The following is a 23991-nucleotide window of genomic DNA, read 5'->3' on the forward strand; positions in this document are numbered from 1 at the left end:
GATAAAAATCTGGCGCACAATAAATTCCAGCATGGCACTTCTATTGTTTATGTTGTCAACCAACTTTAGCGGAGTCATACAAGCTTGAGAACTTATGGAACTATGAAAAAAAAACTTGTCGTCATCGGTGCTGGTTTTGCAGGGTTTTGGAGTGTTCTGAGTGCCGTAAGGCAGAGCAGGGCACTCCAAAAACAGGATGAACTGGAGATTTCAATGATCAATCCGGACGAATATTTAACGATTAGGCCTCGCCTTTATGAGGCTTCACTGGAAGGGCTGAGAATCGAACTCGCACATTATACAAAGCCGCTGGGTATAAGACGTATTACCGGTTATGTCAATCTTATTGACCCTGCTTCCCATTTTTTGTATATAACCTCTCTAAAGGAAAAACTGGTATTGAATTACGATTATCTTGTATTGGCAGCAGGAAGCACCCTTCAATCGTTCGACATCCCAGGTATGGAACTCACATACAACATAGATACTTTTGCAGCCGCAAAGAAACTGGAGAACCACATGATAGATCTCGCTGGTAATGGGTTCCGGGCAGATGGCTCGGAAAACTTTGTTATTGTCGGTGGAGGGCTCACAGGTATAGAAGCTGTAACCGGCATTATAGGAAAAGCGGAGCATATCAGCCATTACTATTTAGATGCGTTACCATCTTTTAAAGCGATTGTCATCGAAAGGAAGGCTTCTATAGCAAGCGAATATTCTATAGAAGCACGAAAGTATATCCAGGGCATTATTTCCCTTAAAAACATTGAAGTTATCACCGGAACGGCCGTATCGTCGATTGAGCCGCGAAAAGTTCACCTCAGTAATGGGATGAGCATCCCGACACAAACGGTCATATGGACCGCAGGGATGCAGGCAAGCCGGTTGACAGAGTATTTTTATGGGGAACGGGATATGTACGGTCGGTTGAAGGTTGATCAATTTTTAAAATTGCCTGGATATACCAACGTAATTGTCGCCGGAGACGCAGCAAACGTGACAGTTGATAACGGATTAACAGCTCCAATGGCATTTCAGTACAGCAACTTCCAGGGTCGATGGGCTGGGCACAATGCAGTGAACGACATGTTCGGAATGCCTTTGGAGAAATATATCCAGGAAGGTTACGTTACTTGCCTTGATCTCGGACACGGCGAAGCGCTTTTTACAAGAGGCTGGGAACGGGCTCTTGAACTGACGGGTAGCGACGCGAGCAAAGTAAAAACATTCATCAACACCCAACTGATCTATCCGCCTGCTGATGCTGAGGATGCCGTTACAGCCTCATATCCCGAAATACCTGAATTTTGAGTTCCGCTAATTCGAACTTTTTATCTAAACATTTAATTATTAAATATCATTTTATGAAACAAAAAGATTACGCTCAAATTTTGCTCCGTCTGTCGATTGGTATCGGCTTTCTTTCTGCCGTTCTTGATAGGATTGGATGGCTAGGCGGACCGGGGAGTCATAATATCAATTGGGGAAACTGGCAAAACTTCCTTAATTATACCCATGTCCTTATCCCCTGGGCCTCGCAGGGACTGACCAGTTTTTTGGGTCTTATTGCTACCATTGCCGAAGCCCTGATCGGGGCGCTCCTGGTGCTCGGCTATCAAACTAGGGCCAGTGCGGCCGGGGCCTTTCTCCTCACTTTGACTTTCATATGTTGCATGATTTTTTCGGTGGGAATGAAAGCCGTGTTCAACTATTCTGTCCCATCTGTATGTGCAGGAGCATTATTGCTTTCAGCTTTTACAGATTTCAGGTGGAGCTTGGATAATATCGTGAAAACCAGTGACAGTATACTTAAATAAAGGCTCAGATCGTCATACCGACGCGGATTTCCGGCGCCGAAATAGTAGTCAGCGTCGGATGCTGTTATCATTAATCCCCAATGCAAACCGATTATAATTAGATATGAAAAATTGTACACCTCAAAAGCACCTGGTGATCGTTGGTGGTGGATTTGCAGGACTTAACCTTGCTCAACATCTTATTAACGATAAGAAATTCCGCATTACGCTAATAGCTACGAACAATTACAATTATTTTCCACCCCTGCTTTATCAGGTTGCCACTTCATTTTTAGACCCATCCAGCATCAGTGCGCCTTTTCGCAAATTATTTCGTAGGAGCAGGGTGCACTTTCGGTATGCCGAGGTTATGAGCGTCGACACTGACCTACATTTGTTATATCTCAATAACGGGCTAATAAATTATGATTTCCTGGTTTTTGCAGCAGGAAGCAAGGTAAACTTTTACGGGAACGAGCATTTCCTTGATCACGCGGTCCCGATGAAAACCATCGACGATGCGCTACGCATGCGTAATATAATGGAGAAAGCTGTGATAAATACGGACCCCGCCGAACGAAGAAAACTACTAACCACCGTAATAGCAGGCGGAGGGCCTACCGGAGTCGAAGTTGCAGGGATGCTGGCAGAAATGAGGAACACATTCTGCCGCGGGATTATCCTGAACTGAAACACGAGGTCATGGATATTTATATTGTGGAAGGCGCCCCAAGCCTATTAATGCCGATGGGCAAAAAAACACACGAGGAAGCTTATCTCTTCCTGACCAATCGTGGCGTACGGGTCATCCTGGATACGACCGTAAAAGATTTTGATGGTGATACGGTCAAGCTGAGCGATAATAGATCGATCAGGGCCATGACGTTGATCTGGACAGCCGGGATAACTGCGAATACATTCGATGGCATTCCAGTCACGAGTTTGGGGTTAGTAAACGTATGTGCACTGACAGGATGGCGAGGGTAGCAGGACTGACCGACATCTTTGCTATTGGCCATGTCGCTCTGATCAGTAACGACCCCGATTATCCTAAGGGGCATCCCCAGATTGCCCAGCCGGCAATCCAGATGGGAAAAAAACTTGCCGCGAATCTCAGCGCCCTTGTCCGTAACGAATCATTACAACCATTTAAATATTTCGATAAAGGGGACATGGCCATTATCGGGAGAACAAAGGCCATGGCTGATCTTTTCAAACTTCGTGTACACATTAGCGGACCTTTAGGTTTAATGATATGGCTGTTCATACACCTTCTTTCTTTGGTGAGTTTCCGGAATAAGTTCATCACCTTGTATGACTGGGTGACAGCGTATATCTCTAAAGACAAGTCGCTCCGAATGATCTTTCGTACTGAAAAACACCAGCCCTAAAAAGTCCGCTTCATGAATAATCATGTTTGATGCTTAGCCTATCGGGTTATCGTTTTAAAATCAATGTTGACCAAAACCAATTGTATTTTTTTCCATAATTTCCAGGTTCAGTATATCACCGGCAGGCTAAAAAAGAAATGGGATCCTTCTCCAACGACACTTGATACACCGACCCTGCCCCCATGTTCGTCGATAATTTCCTTAACGATAAATAAGCCAAGGCCGCTTCCTTCAATATTCTGAACAGCTAAAGTATCGGGGCGGAAAGCCTTCTGAAATATCCGTTCGCATAACGATGGTTCGATCCCGATTCCAAAATCCCTGACAGCGACGATCACATCCTCTGAACTGCGAATACAATATATGCTGATATCCTTTAGTCCTCCGGAATATTTAACAGCGTTGCTGAGAAGATTATTCAATACTTGTTTGATCCGGTGCCGCTCGGCCTTCACCACCACGCTCTCGCTCCCGTTAAACTCGATAACGAATTCCGGATAAAGCTGATCGGCTTCCAGCAATAGTTCCCGGATCAAGTCGACCAAATCAAACTGATGAAATGTAAGCGATCTCCCGGATTGTGGACAACGGAATTTTTGCACAAAATCATCGGTCATTCTACTGATCGTATCGACCTGTACATTTGCCTTCTCTAGGATACCACTAACCTGGTCAGAATTTCCGTTGGATAAACGCTGAGCCATTTGAAGATATATCTTGATCAGGGAGAGCGGCGTTTTGAGTTCATGACCGAGGATTTGGATTGCTTCAGCAGAATGATTTCCAGTCGCCTCTGTGCCTGCGACTTCTTTATTCAGGGAATTATGGACCAGATGAGCTGCTCCCAATGTTCGGATTGCTTCGAGCGTTGTTTCAATGTTGTTAATTTTCATAGCTATTTATTTAGAAATGACTGGGAGGGCAATACCAGTTACGTGTCACTTTGACGACCTCCAAGTCTTTGTTTTCAGCAGGTTCGCTTTACATTCTCTTTTGCGAAGCTTATGTTACTCAATGCCGGTGCCAACACTCAAAGCACTGGTAGAAAAGACCTTGGCCAGTATTTATGAAAATATCGCCGCTTAATATCGCGGTTTCAAAACAAAAAAACCATTACGGGCCACTGGCTAACCGCCTACAGAACGGTTAAGGCTGACAGATTTTTATCTTCGGTCCTGCGGGTTCGCTCAACGGATTTTCGAAATCGGTCAGTGCCCTCCTTCAGGTACATTTCAGGTTGGCAACCCACTTTATATCGCGCCGCGGGCCACGCATTAGAGCGCAAGCCCGAATTATCGTATGATCATAATCCTCTCTTTTACATCAATTCGTTGAAATACAAAATTTTAAAGCAATGGCACAATAGTAGCAAAACACCGCAAGCGATACAAAACCGATCAGCATCACGTGTATGAAAAAAAGCGCAGCATACTTAGATCCTCTTTGTATCATCAAGCGCTACATTATCCGGAACAGATCAGTAGTCAGTGTAGCTAATGGCATGTGTGAGCAAATGGAATATCAATGTAAAATCGAATGAACTGTTAAGATATGAGAACAAAAACAAAGATGATGACCGTAATTTTCATGGGCAGCACACTTGCTACACATGCAGATACGATTTCAGGATATTCTGACAACGAAATCAGTGCCATTTTATTAGGGCTACTTATGGGTATGGTTGTATTTATACTCTTACTTCTTTCACTATGGCTTTATCGCCTGGTAACGCGGTTACGTTCGGAAACTAAAGAACGGGACCCCGATTTTCAAAACTGGTGCGAACAGCAATTAACGGGACTTGACCAGGCAGAAATCGACCATCTGATCGCCCGTCACGACATTCGTCAAAAAAAGACAGGAGGAAAAAGCAAGTTCATCCTCCTGATGATTGTAATAATCACAACAACGAAAGCCCATGCTCAAATTACTCCTGCCGACGCAGGGCTGATGAAAAGCCCAGGGATGATCATCATGCTTACGCTCATACTGATCCCATTATTGCTGGCCTTGTGGTTGACCGGTATTAAAATATCGAGAATCATTGCAAGAGCGCAGTACAGAAGAATTAAAAAAGACATTTCAGATCTGACCAATACTGCATTTGCTGATCCGGAATTCTATCGTAAATTGATAGAGAGAAAAGCAGCACTTGATTTTCGGCTCGCCGATACAGAGTTGAGAGGTCGTGAACCTGTTGCAGATACACGTGGTATGTTACATAATGTGTCGGAAGTCCATTCACCTCGATTCCTGTCATCGAAACGCAAGGCCCTGTTACCTCACGAACTGCCCCCCGGGACTGTAAAGTTGATTCTCTGGTATCTGGCCAGTGCAACAGTATGGCTAATTATCGGAACTTCTATAGGGGAATATTTAGGAATAAAATTTGTGTCTCCTGACGCAGATCATATAAGCTGGCTGAGTTTCGGACGTCTGAGACCAGTACATACCAACATGGTATTCTGGGGATGGTCCTCTCTTGCTATGGTTGGATTAGGCTATTATGTTGTACCAAAGGTCGGCAACAGTCATTTCTTCAACCTGAGAATCGCCTACTGGTCACTCATTGCAATAAATACTGCCATCATATGCGGTACAGTATCATTAATGGCTGGCATCAATAATGGCGGCGGTGAATACAGAGAATACACCTGGCCGGTCATGAGTCTTTTCGCTGCAGGCATTCTTCTTTCTCTGTATAACTATTTTCAAACCATTGGAAGCCGCAGAACAAAAGAGATCTATATCTCAAACTGGTATATCGTATCGGCGATGATGTTCATTGCTATCATTGCAATTGTCGGATATGTGCCTTGGTGGCAAAACGGGCTGGGCGAAACCATCGTGCAGGGGTATTACATGCACCAGGCAGTTGGCATGTGGTTTATGCTATTTAATCTGGGGCTTATATATTATTTCCTTCCCCAGCAACTCAACACTCCTATCTATTCATACAGCCTCGGGATACTAGCTTTCTGGGCACAAATACTTTTCTACACTTTAATAGGAACTCACCATTTTTTATTCAGTTCCATTCCATGGTGGCTACAGACCATAGCGATCGTTGGAAGCGTTGGTATGCTAATCCCGGTTTTTGCCGGAACCACGAATTTTTTGATGACCATGCGCGGTAACTTCAACAAGATCGGCAGGAGTTATACGCTTCCATTTTATTTAGTAGGCATTTTATTTTATTTCACCGGATCAACCCAGGGCACCGCTGAAGCCTTCCGCGAAACGAACCTCGTCTGGCATTTTACAGATTTTACCACCGCCCACTCCCACCTGACTATGTATGGAATCATTGCCTTTATGCTGTGGGCCTCAATTTACACCCTTGTTCCCAGACTTACCGGTAAAGAACCGGCGCAACACTGGGTTGGAGCGCATTTCTGGCTTGCATTGCTGGGCCTCTTATTTTATACAATTCCATTAATGATCGGTGGAACCTTAAGGGGTATGGCCTGGCAGACGGGCAGACCATTCATTGAGAGCGTGACCTTAATGGCTCCTTATTGGTTGTGGAGGGCAATCGGCGGCACGCTGATGTGGCTTTCCCACCTGATCTTTTGCTGGAATATGTATTCGATGACTCTGAGGAAAACTGAAAGCGAAATAAGACGAAAGGTACTGGATGCAATAGATGACAGCATAAATATTACAACCGCCATATAAACGATTCATGAATTATTATGGAAATATATTCAAATCATAAAAAGCTATTTATACTGGCCTTGGGATTCTTTGGAACACTGACGCTTTTTGTAGCCATACTCCCAGCTATGAACAACCAGCAATCTGTGAATATCTTGCCTGGGGCAAAGCCTTTGACACCATTGCAGATTGAAGGAAAAGCTGTATTTATAGGAGAAGGTTGCGTTGCCTGTCATACACAACAAGTTCGCAACCTTGAAATGGATAAAGTCTGGGGAAACCGCCCGAGTATCGCCGCAGATTACGCCGTTATAAACAGGACTGACATATGGCGTAATACCGCCACCCTGATGGGATCGGAACGCACCGGCCCGGACCTGACTAGTATCGGCAGCAGGCAACCGAGTACGGATTGGCACCTGCTTCATCTTTACAACCCACGTTCCGTTGTAAAGGAATCAGTTATGCCGTCCTATGAATGGTTATTTCTAAATAAAGAATATCCATTCCCCGAAGAAACTCTGGTCAATGTTCCTGAGGAATTCAAAAGTGGAAGCGGAAAGATTGTCGCATCCCACAGGGCACTGGCACTGGTAGCCTATTTGCAATCCCTCCAGCAGGTGAAATTGCCGGACGGCCGCCCTGTCCCTATATTCCTTTACGGAAAACAAGCGAGCAACGCCCCCCTGCTTACCGGAGCAAAATTATCTGAAAAGTCCCAATTTGACGGCGAGGCCCTGTATTCGAGTAACTGTTCTAGCTGTCATCAACCTAACGGTGAAGGTCTTGTTGGTGCCTTCCCACCACTTAAAGGAAGCAAGATCGTCCTTAACCCCGATCCAAATGTCCAGATTACGATCATCATGAAAGGTTATAACGGTCGTGAAAGCGAAGGCTATAGCGCTATGCCTGCAGTCGGAACAAACAATAACCTGAAACCCGAAGAAGTTGCGGCGATCATAAATCACGAGCGAAGCAGTTGGGGAAACGACAGCAAACAAGTGAGCGTGGAGGAAGTCAAAAAAGTTATATCAGCACTTAAATAATCACCTTTAATTTAACATCCTGAGATAATGAAAAAATACATATTCATCGCTTTACAATTGACGAGCAGCAAATGCTTACTGGCCTGTGAGGCCTGTAAAAAACAACAAAGTAACCCGTTTACAGAAATTACACATGGCCGCGGACCCGAGAACAGTTGGGACTACCTTGTAGTAGCCATCATGGTCCTCATTACATTGTATGTTCTTTTCGCATCCTTAAAATACTTACTGAGGCCTGCAGAGCGAAACAGAGCGCACATCAAGAACATAATTTTTCAACAAGAGCTGACATGAAAGATAAAAGTTTTGTCACCCTATTCATAGATGAACAGCCGCAGCCCATTGGAGAATTTCCGGCCCCCGTCTCCTTTGAATTGGACACGCGAAAATTGACCGACGGCAAACATACGCTGAGGATCATCAGCAGGGACTTGTCTGGCCGAGAGGGCGTTCGAACAATCCCATTTATTGTGCGCAATGGTCCCGCTATTGCTGTCGAAGGCCTGAAAAAAGATGAGATCGTCGAAGGCGTTCTACCTCTGATGATTAATGCCTATGGTAAAGGAGACCAGAAAACATTTCTGCTCCATGGCAGCGAAACGCCTCAAAGTATACCGTGGTGGGTCGTTACCGGGATTATTCTTTTTATTGCCTGGACGGGCTATTTTATTATTTCATCACTTTCAATTAAACTTTGAAACGCAAACTTTGGTATGACGGACATCAACAATGATATATGTATTCAACTGCTCGTAAGTAACTTCTATGATAACATCAAGCAGGACAAACTTCTGGGGCCTGTTTTTTCCGCAATGATCGGAGATTCCGAGGCACACTTGTACACGATGAATTCGTTCTGGAAGGTGGTACTCTTTGGTACACCGGGCTATACCGAAAATCCATTTGCAAAATATGACCAATTCATAATCACTGCCCGGCACTTAGAGCGCTGGCTGAAATTATTTCAAATAACCGTAGATACGCATTTTAAAGGCTCTAAAGCCGAAGAGGCAAAAGTAAGTGCAGGTAAAATGGCGATTGTTTTTCAAAATAAACTGGCCAGAGTAAGAGACAAGGACAGGATCATACTGTGATGTCTATCAAAGGAGCTTAAAATCAAATGAAGTGCCCCCTCCTTACTGTCCATATTAATAGTGATCAGCTTAAAATAAAACCCAATTATGAACGCTCTCAGGTCTATATCGCTTATCCGCTGGATTTTAATGACCTCGACCAGTTTTTTCTTCGGCATGCAAAATCCAAGTTATGCACAACAGAATGTTCCTGCGGCCCAAATCCGACCAATGTCCCTTCAGCAGGCCATCGCACTAGGAAAAACGGAAAATAATTTGGTAAAAGCAGCCGCAAGCGAAGAGGCCGCTGCTTTAGAAGATCTGAAAGATACAAAAATGAATGCGTTTCCGACAATACTTGCAAATTCCGATTATCAGCGTTTTACGAAACTGACTTTATTCGAAAGCGGGCTTGGAAGTGCCCATTCGATCCCTAAGCGCCCCACGCAATATGGTGCAGATGCAGGATTGTCCGCTATTTTCAATATATATTCAGGAGGAAAACAAAGAGCAGCCAAGCAGGAACAACAGCATCGAAAAGATCTTGCGGGAACAAGCAAACTGGAACAAAGTGCAGCAATCGGGCTCCGCGTCGTCAATCAATACCTGGACATGGTTAGACTCCGCGACCAGCGCAGATTGATCATTGATCAAGTCAAAAGGGCCGAAACGCGCTACAGGGACATTACCGCCTTTTTCAATAACCAAAAAGTAACACGTAGTGATTTGTTACGCGCAGAATTGAACCTTTCCGCGGTAAAGCTGAATCTCGAGCAAATAGAAAATGATCTAACCATCAGCAATCAGAAACTGAACGTTCTGATTAATTTTCCCGGTTATATAAAAATCGAACCAACGGATTCGGCCAACATGGTGCGCCCTCAGGCTGCTGAGTTGTCTTCATTGGCGGCTACAGCACCTGCAAATTCTTTCCTGGCGCGCAAAGCCGCTCAAAATCTTCGCTTTCAGGCCGCAAGGGTCGAAGCTTTACGAAGTAGCAACCGGCCTTCGATTTCGCTGTTCTCTGCTTATGGTCTTACTTATCCAAACGCGATTTTCTACCCCCCGGTTGATCAGGCTTACGCGATTGGTTTCATCGGAGTCAAAGTACAATATAATATATCTTCATTGTACCAGAATAAAAATAAAGTATCGGCAGGGCGTATTCGCTACCAGGAATTAGAGTACCTACAGCAAAATGTTAATGACGACGTAATGCAGGAAACCGCGAGTCTGGTAATCAAATATCAGGAAGCATTAAACAGAATAATTGTTGCAGAGCAATCAATCGAACAGGCACGGATCAATTACAGAATTATAAACGCCAAGTACCTCAACCAGCTGGCTTTACTGACGGACCTTTTAGATGCCGATAATCTATTGCAAGAGTCACGGTACAACATAGTTTTGGCACAAACTAATGCTCAACTAATATATTACCGGCTGCTGTACGTTTCAGGTAAACTATGAATAATCTATTTAAATACCTATATCATGAATGGTACTTCTATCAAACACCCGCTTAAAGTTGTTTTCTCAGGACTTGCAATCTGTGTAATTTTGGTGAGCCTATATTTCTATGCCGCGTACCTGTGGAGGGGCAACAGTTTCCAGGAAACTAATGACGCTCAGGTAGAATGCTACATCAACCCAGTTTCAGCGCGGGTTGGCGGTTATATTAAGTCGGTCTCCTTTGAAGAGCATCAAATAGTTGCTGCCGGTGATACGCTTATGATACTGGATGACAGAGAATACCTCCAAAAAGTGAAGGAAGCCGAAGCCGTTGTTGAAGATGTACGGGCCCAGATGCTTGTTTTGAATGCAGGTATAGCCAGTCAGGAAACCGCTTCAAAAGTAAACACTGATCAAATTGAAGCTGCGAAAGCAAGACTTACATTACAGAAGGCAGATATTGACCGTTATAAAAAACTGATAAGAGAAGAAGCGATAACTGGGGCTGACCTTGACGCAGTTCAATCACGATTTGATGTTTCCCGCAGTGAATATAGTGCTGCGGTAAACTCATTGAGAACGAACTATGCTAAGATCAATGAACTGAAAACCCACAGAGCATTGCTCTCCGCTGATTTGAAACGAAAATCTGCTTTACTCGAGTTGGCACGTATTAACATGAGATATACGGCTATCACTGCACCCTACGCGGGAAAGTTGGGGAGAAAAACCATTCAGGAAGGACAGCAAATTCAACCGGGACAACCCCTTGTATTAATTGTAAATGAGCAGAGAAAGTGGATTACAGCAAACTTTAAAGAGACCCAAATAAGTAAAATGTACGTAGGGCAACCAGTCGAAATCAGCGTCGACGCTATAGATGACAAAATTTATCACGGACAGATCGAGGCCATTTCGGCTTCTACGGGGTCCAAGTATTCACTTTTGCCGCCGGATAATTCGACCGGAAATTTTGTAAAAGTTGTGCAGCGGGTTCCTGTTAGGATCCGCTTTGTCAGCAAGGATATCGCGGCGGTGAAAGCGGGTATGAATGTTCTCGTATCTGTAAAAAATAAAAATATATGAATCCTCCTGTGTATCTCAAGCCTTGGCTGCACGCCCGCCCCGCAGTCGCACGCATATTACTGCAGTTTATTATGCTCTCCGGAGTATTTCAATTTGGTGTGTTTGCACTCAGCCAAAACTTTGTTGTATCCTATTTGGGAGCCCAGCCGGAGGATGTAACCTTGGCCCTACAGATGACTTATATCGGGATTCTTGTCATGCTGCCGATACAATTTAGGTTTCAGCGTTATTTCCAACCCAGAAATTATTTGATTGTTGTAATTTCATTAGGAATTTTCCTGGCTGCCGCCTGCATGGTGGTTCAGGACCTGATCCTGTTCTTTATTATCCGTTTTTTACAGGGTATAGTCGTTTGCGGGATGGCTGCATGCATGCTTGTGCACATTACGGCATACTTAACTCCAGCGCACCGTCAGGTAACACCCTCTGTCCTGCTATACGGTACCGTGCTGGCTAATGCCATCCTGATCGGCATGATCGCCTCAAGGGTGACACTCACGGGCGATTTTCAGCACCTGTATTATTACATTATCCTCTTCCTTGTGACCTCTTTACTGATCGTAATCTTTGCTTTTAAAAATTATACTGAACGAAGGCCCTATCCGCTTTGGCAAATTGACTGGGCCGGAGCTGTCTTTTTCGTTTTATCGGCCATAGCGATGGCGTATTGTTTGATCTACGGATCAAAATATGAATGGTTCGCTGACAGCCGAATAAAAATGTCCGCAGTCGCTTTGATTTTCGGGCTAATTCTGTTTTTATCAAGGGAAATAACTTTTAAGCGCCCTTTGATTCAGGTTACAGTATTGAAAAATCCAAAGATGTGGCTTGGACTAATGTTGCTTGGCACTTATTACGGTATGAAGGAAAGTATTAATTTATTGTTTGGATATACCAGTACAATTCTTACATGGAGCCCGGAACAAACCATGCAGCTCGGGTTGTTGAACATAGCCGGCCTAACCATTTGCATAACTATTTCAACTATATGTTTGGTTCGGGGCTTTACTAATTTACCGATGTATATTGTGAGTGGTTTTGGTTTGCTTTTCATTTATCATATTTGGATATACCTGGTCATGACAAACGACCTTTCCTTTGAGGATCTCATGATTCCATTTTTCCTTCAAGGCGCAGCTTCCGGGATAATGTTTATACCGATGGTCATCTTCATAGTGAAGACAGCAACCCCCAAGGCAGGATATACTGGCTTAGTTATTGGCGCTTATGCCCGTTTTATTTCCCTGCTAAATGCCAGCGCTGGATTCTTTAATCTTCAGCTCTATTTTAACCAACAATACAAAGAATCTTTTCTTGGTAAGATCACCGTGCTGGACGGACCAATCAGCGAAAGACTCGATAAACTGTTTGAATTTTATAGCACACGAGGGTTCGCAGCCAGCCAGGCCAGTGCGTTAGCCAACTCAGCATTGGCAAAAACACTCAGCATGCAAACACAATTACTAACTATCAGGGCGATATTTATGACACTTTCAATAATCGCAGCTCTGATCATGGTAACCGCACTGATCATAATTATCCTTTCGGCGATCCTAAAATCCAGACAAATGCAGGTATAATAAAATTTGTCTATATAGAAAAAGTCCGAGCGGTAAGCAGCGCACGGGATATATCGCCAGCCGCTTCTATTGCACGCAGGGAAGGCGCAAACATTAAAAAACACACAAATATTAAAAAAACAATAACTTAAGTCGAACCATATGATATTTACTAACATTTACGACCATGTAAATATGCATTTTGTAATAAATCATGTTATTATGTATTTGTACTTCAGAAGAAACCGAAAGTTAAATTGTGTTATCACCAAAAGTGTAATTGAATTGCATGGCATGGGATACGATCAGGATTTTTCAATGAAAGCCGGGCAACTGATTTGTGTGCAAAATAGCCGACATTTTACCACATATGAAGTAGCTATACGTGTCATAGATCAAGGTTACGATCATGTTGATCATTGTTTTAAATACGTCCACAGTATTGACACTTTCAATGGTGAAAAAGGGGTTTTCATCACGAATGCAATCATCACGAATTCCTCGGTCAGCCCTGTTGAATGACGATTCAGTGGCCGGAAAGCAAAATGCAACGAACATTATACTGGCCCGGTCAATAGGATTTTCTGCCCCATCTTATGAAAAGCTTTCGCCTTTAATGTTACATGAAGTTTCAGTCCATATTTCACTCGAAATGTAACTCAACGATTACCAACATAAAATATCAAATTTATGCTATGCAAAAAAGTGAATTCCCGGACAGATATCGAAGTTTGTAAAAATCTGATCCTGGATTTCAGACCACATCTAAACCCGGCAACAGTAACTGACCTTGTCGAAAAAATGATCAGAAACGATAGTTATGAACTCATATACGCATTTGAGGAAAGCGACCGAAAAGCCATGGCGTTTGCCGGGTATCGTAAATACGAGATGTTGAGAACAGGAAAGATCGTATATATTGACGACCTTTTTACATCACCCGACAACAGAAAGAAAGGGTGCGGTAACTTCTTGCTATCTTTCATCGAGAACGAAGCCAGACAAGCGCAGGTAAAAAGTATCCACCTGGATAGTGGTTACACTCTTCACCCGGCTCACCGCCTCTACCTGAACCGAGGCTTTATACTTGCCTGCAATCATTTTTCCAAAGACATCCCAACCGTTAATAAAAGGTAATAATAAACCAGGTTTTAAAGTTTAAATGACAATAACAAAGTTTTATAGCACCAATAATCCTGTGATTTCGAAAGCATTATGGGCGTCTTTTTCAGGACCTATGAATGTGCTATCCGCGTGGCATTTTTTCTCGCTCATTAGACCGAACACGGTTCCAGTGTTGGAATTAGAGAAAAAACATCAGAAGGAATTGATTAATGTTCAAAACTTAACCCCTGCCCGCTTCATGATGAATTTAGAATTAGCCTAAATGAGCTCACGAAACTCATGCAGAAAACTACTGTAAAATCATTTAATGTTGATCTCTGTATGCCGTTATATTTCTAATACGCTGATTCAAACATTTGACAGTGATATTTTTTCGTTATGCGCTACAACCAGAGTCAATCAGAAAAGTATTAATGAGAAGACAGGTTTCCGTCCGGTAAAAAAATGGCTTCGTGTCCGCACTTTTACTTGGTTTAGACCACATCAAAGAAACAGAATTAATGTATTATAAAGATTTGGATCGCAGGCGACCTCATGCAAATCATTTTTTGTTGGCCCCCCGGCCCTGGTTCAATTGGTCCCTTCAAAGTGTTACTTGTACTTATAATTTTGCGCCCATTCGATCTCCATGACTGGCTTTCTGGTTCACCGGGGAATACTAGATCATTGATCTGGATGCGCTTTTGAATCAAATTAAAAATATAAACTGTTAATCATCGATCAAAATGACTTCTGTTAAAAAAAAATTCATCTCAAACTCTGAAGAATCTGTCAGGATGTTTAAAAGTGGCCTTTTGGAAGCACTTTCGAAAGTTCATTTTACTGTACCGATTTACCTGTTTCTGCCGGTAATTATTTACTGTTGTTACCGTTCCGCGGCTTCAGCCATGCTTTGGTGGGAGTACCCTCCGGTGTTGATTATTGCCTTAATAGTATGGACACTGGTGGAATATGTGATGCATCGCTATGTCTTCCATTTCGAATTACCCGGGACCATTGGCAGAAGACTTCATTTTATCATACATGGAGTCCATCACGATTACCCAAGTGACAGACTGAGGTTGGTCATGCCGCCATCTTTAAGTATTCCACTTGCTTTTGGATTTTTCTCGCTCTTCAGGGCGCTCTTACCGGCCCGCTATTTTTGGTTTTTCTTTGCCATTTTCTTGGTGGGTTATCTGGTTTATGACATTGGGCACTATGCAATGCATCACTTTAATTTTAAAAGCGGTATTTTTAAGAAAATCAAGCAACACCATATGCGCCATCACTATCAGGAGCCAGAAAAGGGTTATGGCGTCAGTTCGCCTTTATGGGACCACATTACAGGATCTTTGTTTAGTAAAAATACATCGGCTGGACCATATCGTAAATAAACCGGAATTTGAAGATAATGAGCAAAGAGCATGTTACCATTCATTAATCTTATCGTAGCTGACCGTAACTCCAAAATAACAATCGCTAAACAGGTTGGCAATCAAATCGTGAAGCTCATCAGGGATGGCGTAGTAGTTCCTGGCGCACTGCTTCCGGCGACAAGGGTGCTTGCCGATCTGATCGGAGTGAACAGGAAGACAATAAACAAAGCCTATGCAGAGCTACTGAACGAAGAATGGATAGAGTCGGTTCCCAGACAGGGCTTTCGGGTCAAAACAAATCTTCCTCTGATAAAGCCCAGATCTTTCCACCCGCAAAATAAATTCGAAAAAACAGATTTGGAACAACCGCCACTAACAGAACACGAGGAGATTCCCAAACTCCAAAAACGCCGGATAGCTGATAATGAATTGTTGATCAATGACGGACTTCCCGATTACCGGCTTACGCCCTACCAGGAAATGAATCGAGAATACCGCAAACATTTCAACAACACTGCGCTCAACCGGGCTGCATACTTTTTAGACCAAGGCGGTCATCCTTCATTAAAAACTGCCACCGCTACATTTCTGAACGGAACGAGGGGGTTAAATGCAGGAGAGAATAATATCATCATTACCAGGGGAGGACAAATGGCGATCTATCTCGCAATCACTCTTCTTGTTGAAAAAGGAGAAACAGTGGTGGCAACAGAGCCGAATTATATATTTGCTGATGAAACTTTTAAGAACGCCGGAGCAGTGATTAACCGGATAGCCGTTGATGAAGAAGGGATGATCATTGAAGAGTTTGAAAAAATACTCCAAAGTAAACCTGTAAAAATGCTCTATCTCGCTCCACATCACCACCATCCCACAACGGTAACGATGAGTTCCGAAAGAAGGCTCCGGTTACTCCAACTCATGTCCAAATTTGATTTTTGGGTATTGGAAGATGATTACGACTATGATTATCACCACAGTAACCGGCCTATACTACCGCTTGCTACAAGTTGCCACAACGGCAAAATCATCTATGTAGGATCCTATAGCAAATTACTGGGCCCTTCGGTACGGCTGGGCTTTATGGTCAGCTCCCCCAAGCTTATACAGCGTGCACTACAGTTAAAAAGATTATTCGACCTGAAAGGGGATGTTTTTGGCGAATATGTAATCGCACAAATGATTATGTCAGGCGCGTTGGACCGGCACATACAGCATGTAAACAAAGTCTACACATCCAGGTGTCATTTGATGTCAACACAGATTACGACATATCTTGGGGATAAAGTTTCCTTTAAGATACCTCAGGGGGGACTGGCCTTATGGGTGAAATTTGATCACTCGTTTGAATTGAAAAAGCTCATCAAGAAGGCGGCAGAAAATGGCTTGCATCTTCTTGGCAATGTCTGCCACAATAAACATTCACGACATAATAATTCGATCAGGCTCGGCTTTGCTTCCTTGGAAGAACAAGAGATTACCCAGGCAATCAGTATACTTAGCAAACTGATTACTTAGACCAATCAGCGAACCGTTCGCCCCCTCTTCTAGTCACACTTAAACTGAAGATGCCGCTACGTGTTTATACAAATGTTCGCCATACGACCTTCAGACTGCTGTACTGACAACCCATGAGATTAAGCAGTTACGCGAAATAAAGTATACAATAAGATGCCGACCCGAAATAAAATACTGGCCAACAGGTGTTTATAAACAGGCATTCTTATTGGAACGCTTTGACCGGAAACCTTTACAATTATGCAAGCTGCAACCAGATTATTTCCCACAACTATTTTAACCGGTACAAACATGCGACCTGTTGCCGGCGCAAGGATGGATTCAGAGCAGAATGAATGGGATGAGGCATTCAGAACATTGATTCAGTACGTTCAGTCCTACACCGGGGTCAGACTGACAACGGAAGAAACTACCCTGCTTTCTCAAACTATCAGATTTAAATCGTTGAGAAGAAGGCAGTATCTGCTTCAGGAAGGAGATATTTGCCGGTATCTGACCTTTGTTGCGAGTGGGGCGCTGAAAATGTACAATCTTAACGACAGGGGATATGAAGCGATTATAGCTTTTAGTATCGAAAAAAGCTGGATGGCGGACAGGGAGAGTATGGAGCTGCAAACAGCTTCGATCTACAACATTGAAGCCATAGAAAAAACACAGATCTTCCAGCTTACAACAGGACAATTGGATACCCTGTCTCAAACCGTCCCGGCCATTGCTGAAATGGTCAGGCTTCAAAACAAACAACTTGCAATCGATACACAAAAACGCATCCGCGCGGCGATAAGCATGACCGCAGAAGAAAGATTTCACGATCTGATCGCATGTAATCCCGAATATATACAGCGATTTTCGCAAAATATGATCGCTTCTTACCTCGGCATCAAAGCAGAAACACTAAGCCGCCTCAGAAAGCGTTGACCTTATTGATATATGTCAAATACCGAATTGATTTTGTTTCTGACCTGCAAAACTGTTTCTGTTAAAATTCCATCCACAATTTGACCGGATTCAATCTCTCAGATAGATCGAAATCCGATCCGTCGCTGAAATACTGAACTTTGATTATATCATCTCCAGCCTGGCTTCTCCCTTACAGGTAATAATGACTCGTCGTAAGCTAAATAGCCGGCGCTTAATGGCAGATGTCCTCACCCCATAAGCTCTCCATTCAACGAAAGCAACTATGTAAAGGCAGCCTCCCCCCGGGATGCTTTCGCTATATCGTAAGCAGGACTGGAGTTTTCAGGAAAAAGGGGTAAATAAACAATCGGAATTGGACCTGATTTTCCGCAGCGAATCCCCGTTATAAAAATTTGCCATATTTAGGTAAATCCTATAAATCCAAACTGATGAATGCTAGGATGCTTTGCGATAAGTCAATTTCTATTATTGACTTTTATCAAAGATCTTTTTTGACGAATGTCGCTATTACAGTATACCCTCTCCATGCAACTTTGTAACGTTCGAACGATAGATCATACAATTTTTAAAAACGAAAAATTATGAAAAACTTCATCAAATTATTCTTGACATTGGTATTGATAAGCCAGATTACACTGAACAAAGCCTTAGCACAAAACACAAAAACCAATTCCGGAATCCGGTTAAGCGTTGGTCCGGAATCCGGAATTCCTGTCGGGAACATGCATGACCGGTACAATTGGAACCTTGGAGGTTCAGTGCAGGTTGATGTACCGATCAGCGGGAACCCCATATATTTAACAGGGCTTGCAGGCTTCAATAATTTCTTCTCCAAAAACGAACTGACCAATGTCCCGGATCTGCAGATAATACCGGTAAAAGCGGGTCTGAAATATTTTCCGCTAAACAATTTTTACATTCAGGGCCAAGCTGGTGCATCCTTCCTTTTAGATAAAGCAAAAAACGGTTACGATAATTCGACAGCTTTTAGCTATGCTCCTCAAGTTGGCTATCAGTTTCCCGTAGGCTCGAGTTATATTGATGCGAGTGTGAAATGGGAAGGCAATACTAAATTTAAAACGGGAGGAACTTCTAATAATTTCATCGGCTTAAGGTTAGCTTATGGATTCGGTGTTTAAGAACAAACGTCCAAATTGCCGACAAGTGGCCGTCTCTAAGGGGATGGCCATATTTTAACCTTTTATGCATTGACAAAATAATTGATCGGAATGCGTTTAGGCCGGGAGGCCTGATTTCGGCAACATCTTCTAAAAAGCCGAAAGATACTTTTCTCCTGCCGGGCGAGGAGTTTGAGGTAATCTGACCGCAATAAATCAGCAATACTCAAATTTAATGATAGGACTAGTTTAAAAATCATGAAGGGCCTCTCAATTAATTTTTAACGCTATGCCATCATTCCATGAAAGCAAATTACATTAATTTAGTTCAATGAATAAATCACCCAAAATATCTGGTATCAGAACTACAGTCAAATCCCATATCACCTTTGATGAAAGCCGTTTAGAGACCTTTGGGATCAACAATTTTGATCCGTTCACCACTACAGAAGAATTTATTCCGTTAAGCAATCAAGGTTCCCTGAAAACCGGGCCACCGTTAAGAACAGATTTTTACATCCTGGTACTTTGTTTGAAAGGAGAGTCCCAGAAAAACATTGGCCCATTCACAATTGACGTTAAGCCCCTGACCATTCATTTGGTATCTCCGAAATATATCAGTTCCTATCGTGATAAAACAGACGATCTGGAGCTTTATATGCTACTCTTCAAACTGGAGTTCCTCACCCGGTCATTCATAAAAGAAGAAGTCATTCTGCAGCTGTTGGAAATCTCCCCCGACATGACCCCTATTTATGATCTTAGCGAAGATGCTTTCTATCAGCTAAAAGCACTATTTGAACAGATTGACCGGGAATACCGGGAGCGAAAAGCCTATAATCGACAAATAGTAAGGCTCTTGCTGATTCAGTCCCTTTTTGAAATGAGCAGAGCCTGCGAAAAGTGTAAAATTTCTGCGGCAAAACAAGCCAGCAGGCAAAGTAAGATCGTAATGGATTTTAAAAAACATGTTGACCGCTATTTTTTGGAGAAGCGCAGCGTTCAGGAATATGCTCAAATATTACATATCTCCCCTAAGTACCTCCTTGAAGTTGTGAAAAAGGAAACCGGACAAACTGCTTTAAACATCATCCATAGCCGTATTTATCTCGAAGCTCAATTCCTCCTGAGCCAGTCACAAAAAAGCATAAAGGAAATCGCGCTGGGGTTGGGGTTCGATACAAGCTCCCACTTCAGTCGATTCTTCAGACAATTTGAAGGCAAAACGCCGTTACAATACCAGCAACAACTGTAAAATTGGTTCTATTTACCGAAATATAGGGACTATTCCCGCTCGCTATAACCGGAACTTTGGCGTGTTCAATAAAACGAATAACACTAATATTCATAGGTCATGGAAAGCAAATATAATAGAATAGTACCCCATTCATATTGTGCCAGCTTGTTTCAGCAAATACAGACTGAAAGAGACTTACATCGAACCCGCAAATTGTCTCTCAATCGGTTAATCCGAAAAAATGGTTTTCGCTTCAGGGTTTACATCGGTATTCCACCTTCAGTTAATAACACGAGATTAACGTGTTGTTTTGCGTTAAAAGCGGTCATAACAAAGCTTACCGGAGGGTACCGCTTTGTTAAAAAGCTGCGATATTTTCTGGTACACACTCCGATTAATTCCCTCTGCTGAACATTTTAAATCCTGCCCGCCACCATCAACCACTAAATATCATTTCGATGTACTGTGTAAAGCTAAATAACAACGAGATTCATTGCCCGGATGTAAATTCAGAAAGTCATTGCCTTGCCCGACGCTCTCTTGGCAGGGAAAAGCAGCTTGCTATATTTTTCCTTGATATCAGGAACTACACGAAGTTAATGGATACATACGCTCATTACGATGTCCTTTTTATCGCCAGAATTCTTTTGGAAAGCTTTTGTAAAACGATCATTTCACTAGGCGGCAAAATTATTGAAGTAAGCGGCGATAACATTTACGCAGTCTTTGGAATCAACTCTGATCTTCGGTCAGCGGTGAGGTCTTCTTTAAAAGCCGCAAGAGCTGTACTCGCCCAACTCAAGGAATTCAACCAGGAACATATTTTTCCCTATTGCAATTCAATCCTGGAAATAGGCATCGGACTGCACCAGGGAAATGTTATCGTAGGCAGGACTAAAATTTTGGGGAGATCACAACTGACCGTCATGGGCCTTCCGGTAAATATAGCGTCACGTATTCAGGGAGAAACAAAAATACTCAACAATAATTTGTTGGTTTCCGAGGAGGCCTTCTCCATGCTTGCTGATGAGGATTTAACTCATGAGTCGTTTTCCGTTATGCTCAGGGGGGTGTCCAATCCGGTAAAATTACATCTTTTGGGTAACCCTTACGAAAAAGTCCCGCCCGTAGCCCCGGCTGAAGATCAGCTACCATATCATATGGCCGTGGCAGGTTAATAATCCACAAAAATTCACCATATACAAAGTCAAATCATACATGAAAAAGATCCTTCATATCATTTCAAGCCCGCGAGGCAATTCATCATTTAGTATCAAACTAGGCGAAGCTATAGTTAACAAAATCCAGGAGACTTACCCAGGGAGCACCATACGTAATTATGACCTCATTTCAAAAAATTTCCCGCATCTGGAGGAACATCACGTAACCTCATTTTATACTCCGGCCGATCAGAGAAGCCCGGAAGCTATTCAGGCGTTGTTCCATTCTGACGATGCGATCGGGGAAATCAGGAGTGCAGATATCATTGTCATCGGAGCTCCGCTGTACAACTTTGGGATCCATTCATCATTAAAGGCCTGGATCGACCATATCACGAGGATCGGAGAAACCTTCAATTATACTGAAAATGGCCCCGAAGGCCTTGTTAAAGGAAAGAAAGTCTATATCGCTATGTCTTCCGGCGGAATCTATTCGGATGGGGATGCAAAGCGTTTTGATTTCGTTACACCTTACCTAACGACGATCTTAGGATTTTTAGGGATGACGGATGTGACGACATTCAGGGTAGAAGGAACCGGTCTGGCTGAATTTAAAGACAATGCAGTCGAAAAAGGTATTGCCTCAATAACCCTGGATTAAAAAAAAAAAATTTTAATTTTCAGAGTTCAGCAATAGTATGAGGTCGCTTGTTTTACAAGGTGGCCTTTTGTATCAGGTAAGGCACAGGTTATTCTCCCGGTAGCTTCTGAAAACAATGGCTCGCATTCGGCCACGTTCCCATTGTGTTCGGAAGAATCAGCTGTACATGATTAATTATTGTCTACACTTTATATCGCTACTGATCGGGTTTTCTACGTTATTTCGAAGTACAACCAAAGCAAAAAACGACAAAACAGCTGTTAAACAGACACTTGAAAAACAGGAACATTCCTTGCTTTTGCAAAAACACATTGATGAAAAAATTGTCCTGGACTACTCAACAAACCAAAATTGAACCACCGGGCAAAGTATCGAAGCACAATCAGATTTATTTTTGTAAAAAAAACATATGAAAACAGTAAATCAAATTTTGGTTGACGGAAAACTGATTCAACCGATCGGCAGTGAAACGATGCCTTTATATAACCCATCAACAGCCGAAATTATCGGCGAAGTTAGGCTGGGAAACGAACAGGATGTAGAACTTGGAGTGCGGGCTGCAAAAAAAGCGTTCAAAAAACATGCGGTCCGCTCTGTTGAAGCGCGTTCTGAAATACTACAGAAATTGCACGATGCCGTTCTGAACCGGGAAGATGAATTGAGTGAAGCAGCGATACTGGAATATGGGTCCCCGGTAACGGCAACCAGGGGCAGGACAAAACTGGCCGCCCAGTTCTTTCTCGACGCCAAAAATGCTTTAGAAGAAATTAAATTTGAAACACTTTTCGAAAAAGCAGCTGTCATCAAGGAACCACTTGGCGTTGTTGCTGCAATAACACCATGGAACGCTGATTATATACACATCTGCGGCAAGATCGCACCTGCGCTGGCTGCCGGATGCACCATTGTCATAAAACCAAGTGAATTTAATGCCATCGAGACTCAGCTTTTGGCTGAATGCTTTATAAGTGCGGACATTCCCGCAGGTCTGATAAATATCATAAACGGAACCGGGGCCGTCGTGGGTTCTGCACTAACAAGGCACCCGGATGTCTCGATGATCTCATTTACCGGCTCGACACAAACAGGGAGAGCCATTGGCAAGATAGCTGCGGATACCATGAAAAGGACAATTTTAGAACTTGGCGGAAAATCTCCAAACATCCTTCTGGATGATTGCGATTTTGAATCCGCTATACCCCGAGCTATAGCGATCTCGTTCAGCAATAGCGGGCAGGCCTGCCATGCAGGCACACGCCTGATTGTACCTGCGCACAGGCTTGAATTGGTTTCAAAATTACTGACGCAGACTGTAGCGGGAATAAAAACAGGTCATTTAAATGATCCGAGCTCTTCAATCGGTCCTATGGTCAACGCCCAGCAGTTTGACCGTGTACAGTCCTATATACAAAAAGGCATCGATGAAGGAGCAAAATTACTTATTGGAGGGCTGGGACATCCTGATGGCCTGGATGGTTTTTACGTGAAGCCCACCGTTTTCACAAATGTCACTCCAGATATGGTTATCGCACGGGAGGAAATCTTCGGCCCGGTATTATCAGTGATCAGCTATCGTACTGAAGAAGAAGCAATTTCTATTGCTAATGATTCGATCTACGGACTTTCAGCTTACATAAGCTCAGGAGATGTTGCAAGAGCCCAAAAACTATCAAGGCAAATTGAATCCGGCCGCGTGATCATTAATGGGATTATCAATACAGAAACCAGGACACCTTTCGGGGGATTCAAACAATCCGGTATCGGGCGCACTGGCTGGAGTTATGGCATAGAAATGCACCTCGAACCTAAAGTTATTGCCTGGAGTTGATACTT

At 43.1% G+C, this 23991-nt stretch carries 22 protein-coding genes; 21 read left to right on the forward strand and 1 reads right to left on the reverse strand.

Translation table 11 applies throughout. From position 1 onward, the window contains the following. Window positions 1–102 precede the first annotated feature (102 nt). From MTO98_RS30980 to MTO98_RS30995, 5 genes are all read left to right on the forward strand, one after another. The gene (locus tag MTO98_RS30980) at window positions 103–1311 is read left to right on the forward strand and encodes an NAD(P)/FAD-dependent oxidoreductase (protein WP_243483144.1); all 1209 of its coding nucleotides are present in this window, start codon (window positions 103–105) and stop codon (window positions 1309–1311) included. 53 nt (window positions 1312–1364) lie between these two features. Continuing rightward, entirely contained in the window at window positions 1365–1817 is a 453-nt protein-coding gene (locus MTO98_RS30985; RefSeq protein WP_114941190.1) for a DoxX family protein, read from the forward strand. A 103-nt stretch (window positions 1818–1920) separates the two neighbouring features. After that, on the forward strand, window positions 1921–2487 hold the full coding sequence (locus MTO98_RS30990) for an NAD(P)/FAD-dependent oxidoreductase (RefSeq protein ID WP_256464337.1): 567 nt from the start codon (window positions 1921–1923) through the stop codon (window positions 2485–2487). Window positions 2488–2498: 11 nt separating this feature from the next. After that, entirely contained in the window at window positions 2499–2783 is a 285-nt protein-coding gene (locus MTO98_RS34340; protein WP_208645672.1) for an FAD-dependent oxidoreductase, read from the forward strand. Continuing rightward, window positions 2771–3187, forward strand: coding sequence for a hypothetical protein (locus tag MTO98_RS30995; RefSeq protein ID WP_243483146.1), 417 nt, complete (start codon window positions 2771–2773; stop codon window positions 3185–3187). Before MTO98_RS34340 ends, MTO98_RS30995 begins: the two co-directional genes overlap by 13 nt. A gap of 107 nt (window positions 3188–3294) precedes the next feature. Here MTO98_RS30995 and MTO98_RS31000 read toward each other — a convergent pair whose 3' ends face one another. After that, a complete protein-coding gene (locus MTO98_RS31000) occupies window positions 3295–4080 on the reverse strand; it encodes a sensor histidine kinase KdpD (RefSeq protein ID WP_243483147.1) in 786 nt (261 codons plus the stop codon). A gap of 658 nt (window positions 4081–4738) precedes the next feature. Here MTO98_RS31000 and MTO98_RS31005 point away from each other — a divergent pair. From MTO98_RS31005 to MTO98_RS31080, 16 genes are all read left to right on the forward strand, one after another. Further along, window positions 4739–6865: a cbb3-type cytochrome c oxidase subunit I gene (locus MTO98_RS31005; RefSeq protein WP_243483149.1), complete on the forward strand. Its 2127-nt coding sequence runs from the start codon at window positions 4739–4741 to the stop codon at window positions 6863–6865. 17 nt (window positions 6866–6882) lie between these two features. Beyond that, window positions 6883–7890: a cytochrome c gene (locus MTO98_RS31010; protein WP_243483152.1), complete on the forward strand. Its 1008-nt coding sequence runs from the start codon at window positions 6883–6885 to the stop codon at window positions 7888–7890. 290 nt (window positions 7891–8180) lie between these two features. Continuing rightward, a complete protein-coding gene (locus MTO98_RS31015) occupies window positions 8181–8588 on the forward strand; it encodes a cytochrome C (protein WP_243483154.1) in 408 nt (135 codons plus the stop codon). 114 nt (window positions 8589–8702) lie between these two features. Further along, window positions 8703–8984, forward strand: coding sequence for a group III truncated hemoglobin (locus MTO98_RS31020; RefSeq protein ID WP_154402500.1), 282 nt, complete (start codon window positions 8703–8705; stop codon window positions 8982–8984). Between the two features lie 87 nt (window positions 8985–9071). Next, entirely contained in the window at window positions 9072–10433 is a 1362-nt protein-coding gene (locus MTO98_RS31025) for a TolC family protein (protein ID WP_243483155.1), read from the forward strand. 24 nt (window positions 10434–10457) lie between these two features. Then, window positions 10458–11501: an HlyD family secretion protein gene (locus MTO98_RS31030; RefSeq protein WP_114941197.1), complete on the forward strand. Its 1044-nt coding sequence runs from the start codon at window positions 10458–10460 to the stop codon at window positions 11499–11501. Beyond that, a complete protein-coding gene (locus MTO98_RS31035; RefSeq protein WP_243483157.1) occupies window positions 11498–13081 on the forward strand; it encodes an MFS transporter in 1584 nt (527 codons plus the stop codon). Before MTO98_RS31030 ends, MTO98_RS31035 begins: the two co-directional genes overlap by 4 nt. A gap of 669 nt (window positions 13082–13750) precedes the next feature. Then, on the forward strand, window positions 13751–14197 hold the full coding sequence (locus tag MTO98_RS31040) for a GNAT family N-acetyltransferase (RefSeq protein ID WP_243483159.1): 447 nt from the start codon (window positions 13751–13753) through the stop codon (window positions 14195–14197). Window positions 14198–14910: 713 nt separating this feature from the next. Beyond that, window positions 14911–15561 carry a sterol desaturase family protein gene (locus tag MTO98_RS31045; protein WP_243483161.1) on the forward strand — a complete coding sequence of 217 codons (651 nt, stop codon included), beginning with the start codon at window positions 14911–14913 and terminating at the stop codon, window positions 15559–15561. A gap of 30 nt (window positions 15562–15591) precedes the next feature. Continuing rightward, window positions 15592–17061, forward strand: a complete 1470-nt coding sequence (locus MTO98_RS31050) for a PLP-dependent aminotransferase family protein (RefSeq protein ID WP_243483163.1) — start codon at window positions 15592–15594, stop codon at window positions 17059–17061. Window positions 17062–17301: 240 nt separating this feature from the next. Beyond that, window positions 17302–17979 carry a Crp/Fnr family transcriptional regulator gene (locus MTO98_RS31055; protein ID WP_243483165.1) on the forward strand — a complete coding sequence of 226 codons (678 nt, stop codon included), beginning with the start codon at window positions 17302–17304 and terminating at the stop codon, window positions 17977–17979. 584 nt (window positions 17980–18563) lie between these two features. Beyond that, window positions 18564–19121 (forward strand): hypothetical protein, encoded by a 558-nt coding sequence (locus tag MTO98_RS31060; protein ID WP_243483167.1) that lies wholly within the window; start codon window positions 18564–18566, stop codon window positions 19119–19121. 310 nt (window positions 19122–19431) lie between these two features. After that, a complete protein-coding gene (locus MTO98_RS31065) occupies window positions 19432–20355 on the forward strand; it encodes an AraC family transcriptional regulator (protein ID WP_243483170.1) in 924 nt (307 codons plus the stop codon). Window positions 20356–20795: 440 nt separating this feature from the next. Beyond that, entirely contained in the window at window positions 20796–21515 is a 720-nt protein-coding gene (locus MTO98_RS31070) for an adenylate/guanylate cyclase domain-containing protein (protein ID WP_243483172.1), read from the forward strand. A gap of 40 nt (window positions 21516–21555) precedes the next feature. Continuing rightward, entirely contained in the window at window positions 21556–22158 is a 603-nt protein-coding gene (locus tag MTO98_RS31075; RefSeq protein WP_114941208.1) for an FMN-dependent NADH-azoreductase, read from the forward strand. A 409-nt stretch (window positions 22159–22567) separates the two neighbouring features. Next, a complete protein-coding gene (locus MTO98_RS31080; RefSeq protein WP_243483174.1) occupies window positions 22568–23986 on the forward strand; it encodes an aldehyde dehydrogenase family protein in 1419 nt (472 codons plus the stop codon). Window positions 23987–23991: the final 5 nt, after the last annotated feature.

It is taken from the genome of Mucilaginibacter sp. SMC90 (assembly GCF_022811725.1).
Classification (GTDB): Bacteria; Bacteroidota; Bacteroidia; order Sphingobacteriales; family Sphingobacteriaceae; genus Mucilaginibacter.

What these genes read in the sequence shown, in the direction of transcription:
- MTO98_RS30980 (WP_243483144.1), top strand. Translation starts at nt 103, where the DNA reads ATGAAAAAAAAACTTGTCGTCATCGGTGCTGGTTTTGCAGGGTTTTGG.
- MTO98_RS30985 (WP_114941190.1), top strand. Translation starts at nt 1,365, where the DNA reads ATGAAACAAAAAGATTACGCTCAAATTTTGCTCCGTCTGTCGATTGGT.
- MTO98_RS30990 (WP_256464337.1), top strand. Translation starts at nt 1,921, where the DNA reads ATGAAAAATTGTACACCTCAAAAGCACCTGGTGATCGTTGGTGGTGGA.
- MTO98_RS34340 (WP_208645672.1), top strand. Translation starts at nt 2,499, where the DNA reads ATGGATATTTATATTGTGGAAGGCGCCCCAAGCCTATTAATGCCGATG.
- MTO98_RS30995 (WP_243483146.1), top strand. Translation starts at nt 2,771, where the DNA reads ATGGCGAGGGTAGCAGGACTGACCGACATCTTTGCTATTGGCCATGTC.
- MTO98_RS31000 (WP_243483147.1), bottom strand. Translation starts at nt 4,080, where the DNA reads ATGAAAATTAACAACATTGAAACAACGCTCGAAGCAATCCGAACATTG.
- MTO98_RS31005 (WP_243483149.1), top strand. Translation starts at nt 4,739, where the DNA reads ATGAGAACAAAAACAAAGATGATGACCGTAATTTTCATGGGCAGCACA.
- MTO98_RS31010 (WP_243483152.1), top strand. Translation starts at nt 6,883, where the DNA reads ATGGAAATATATTCAAATCATAAAAAGCTATTTATACTGGCCTTGGGA.
- MTO98_RS31015 (WP_243483154.1), top strand. Translation starts at nt 8,181, where the DNA reads ATGAAAGATAAAAGTTTTGTCACCCTATTCATAGATGAACAGCCGCAG.
- MTO98_RS31020 (WP_154402500.1), top strand. Translation starts at nt 8,703, where the DNA reads ATGATCGGAGATTCCGAGGCACACTTGTACACGATGAATTCGTTCTGG.
- MTO98_RS31025 (WP_243483155.1), top strand. Translation starts at nt 9,072, where the DNA reads ATGAACGCTCTCAGGTCTATATCGCTTATCCGCTGGATTTTAATGACC.
- MTO98_RS31030 (WP_114941197.1), top strand. Translation starts at nt 10,458, where the DNA reads ATGAATGGTACTTCTATCAAACACCCGCTTAAAGTTGTTTTCTCAGGA.
- MTO98_RS31035 (WP_243483157.1), top strand. Translation starts at nt 11,498, where the DNA reads ATGAATCCTCCTGTGTATCTCAAGCCTTGGCTGCACGCCCGCCCCGCA.
- MTO98_RS31040 (WP_243483159.1), top strand. Translation starts at nt 13,751, where the DNA reads ATGCTATGCAAAAAAGTGAATTCCCGGACAGATATCGAAGTTTGTAAA.
- MTO98_RS31045 (WP_243483161.1), top strand. Translation starts at nt 14,911, where the DNA reads ATGACTTCTGTTAAAAAAAAATTCATCTCAAACTCTGAAGAATCTGTC.
- MTO98_RS31050 (WP_243483163.1), top strand. Translation starts at nt 15,592, where the DNA reads ATGTTACCATTCATTAATCTTATCGTAGCTGACCGTAACTCCAAAATA.
- MTO98_RS31055 (WP_243483165.1), top strand. Translation starts at nt 17,302, where the DNA reads ATGCAAGCTGCAACCAGATTATTTCCCACAACTATTTTAACCGGTACA.
- MTO98_RS31060 (WP_243483167.1), top strand. Translation starts at nt 18,564, where the DNA reads ATGAAAAACTTCATCAAATTATTCTTGACATTGGTATTGATAAGCCAG.
- MTO98_RS31065 (WP_243483170.1), top strand. Translation starts at nt 19,432, where the DNA reads ATGAATAAATCACCCAAAATATCTGGTATCAGAACTACAGTCAAATCC.
- MTO98_RS31070 (WP_243483172.1), top strand. Translation starts at nt 20,796, where the DNA reads ATGTACTGTGTAAAGCTAAATAACAACGAGATTCATTGCCCGGATGTA.
- MTO98_RS31075 (WP_114941208.1), top strand. Translation starts at nt 21,556, where the DNA reads ATGAAAAAGATCCTTCATATCATTTCAAGCCCGCGAGGCAATTCATCA.
- MTO98_RS31080 (WP_243483174.1), top strand. Translation starts at nt 22,568, where the DNA reads ATGAAAACAGTAAATCAAATTTTGGTTGACGGAAAACTGATTCAACCG.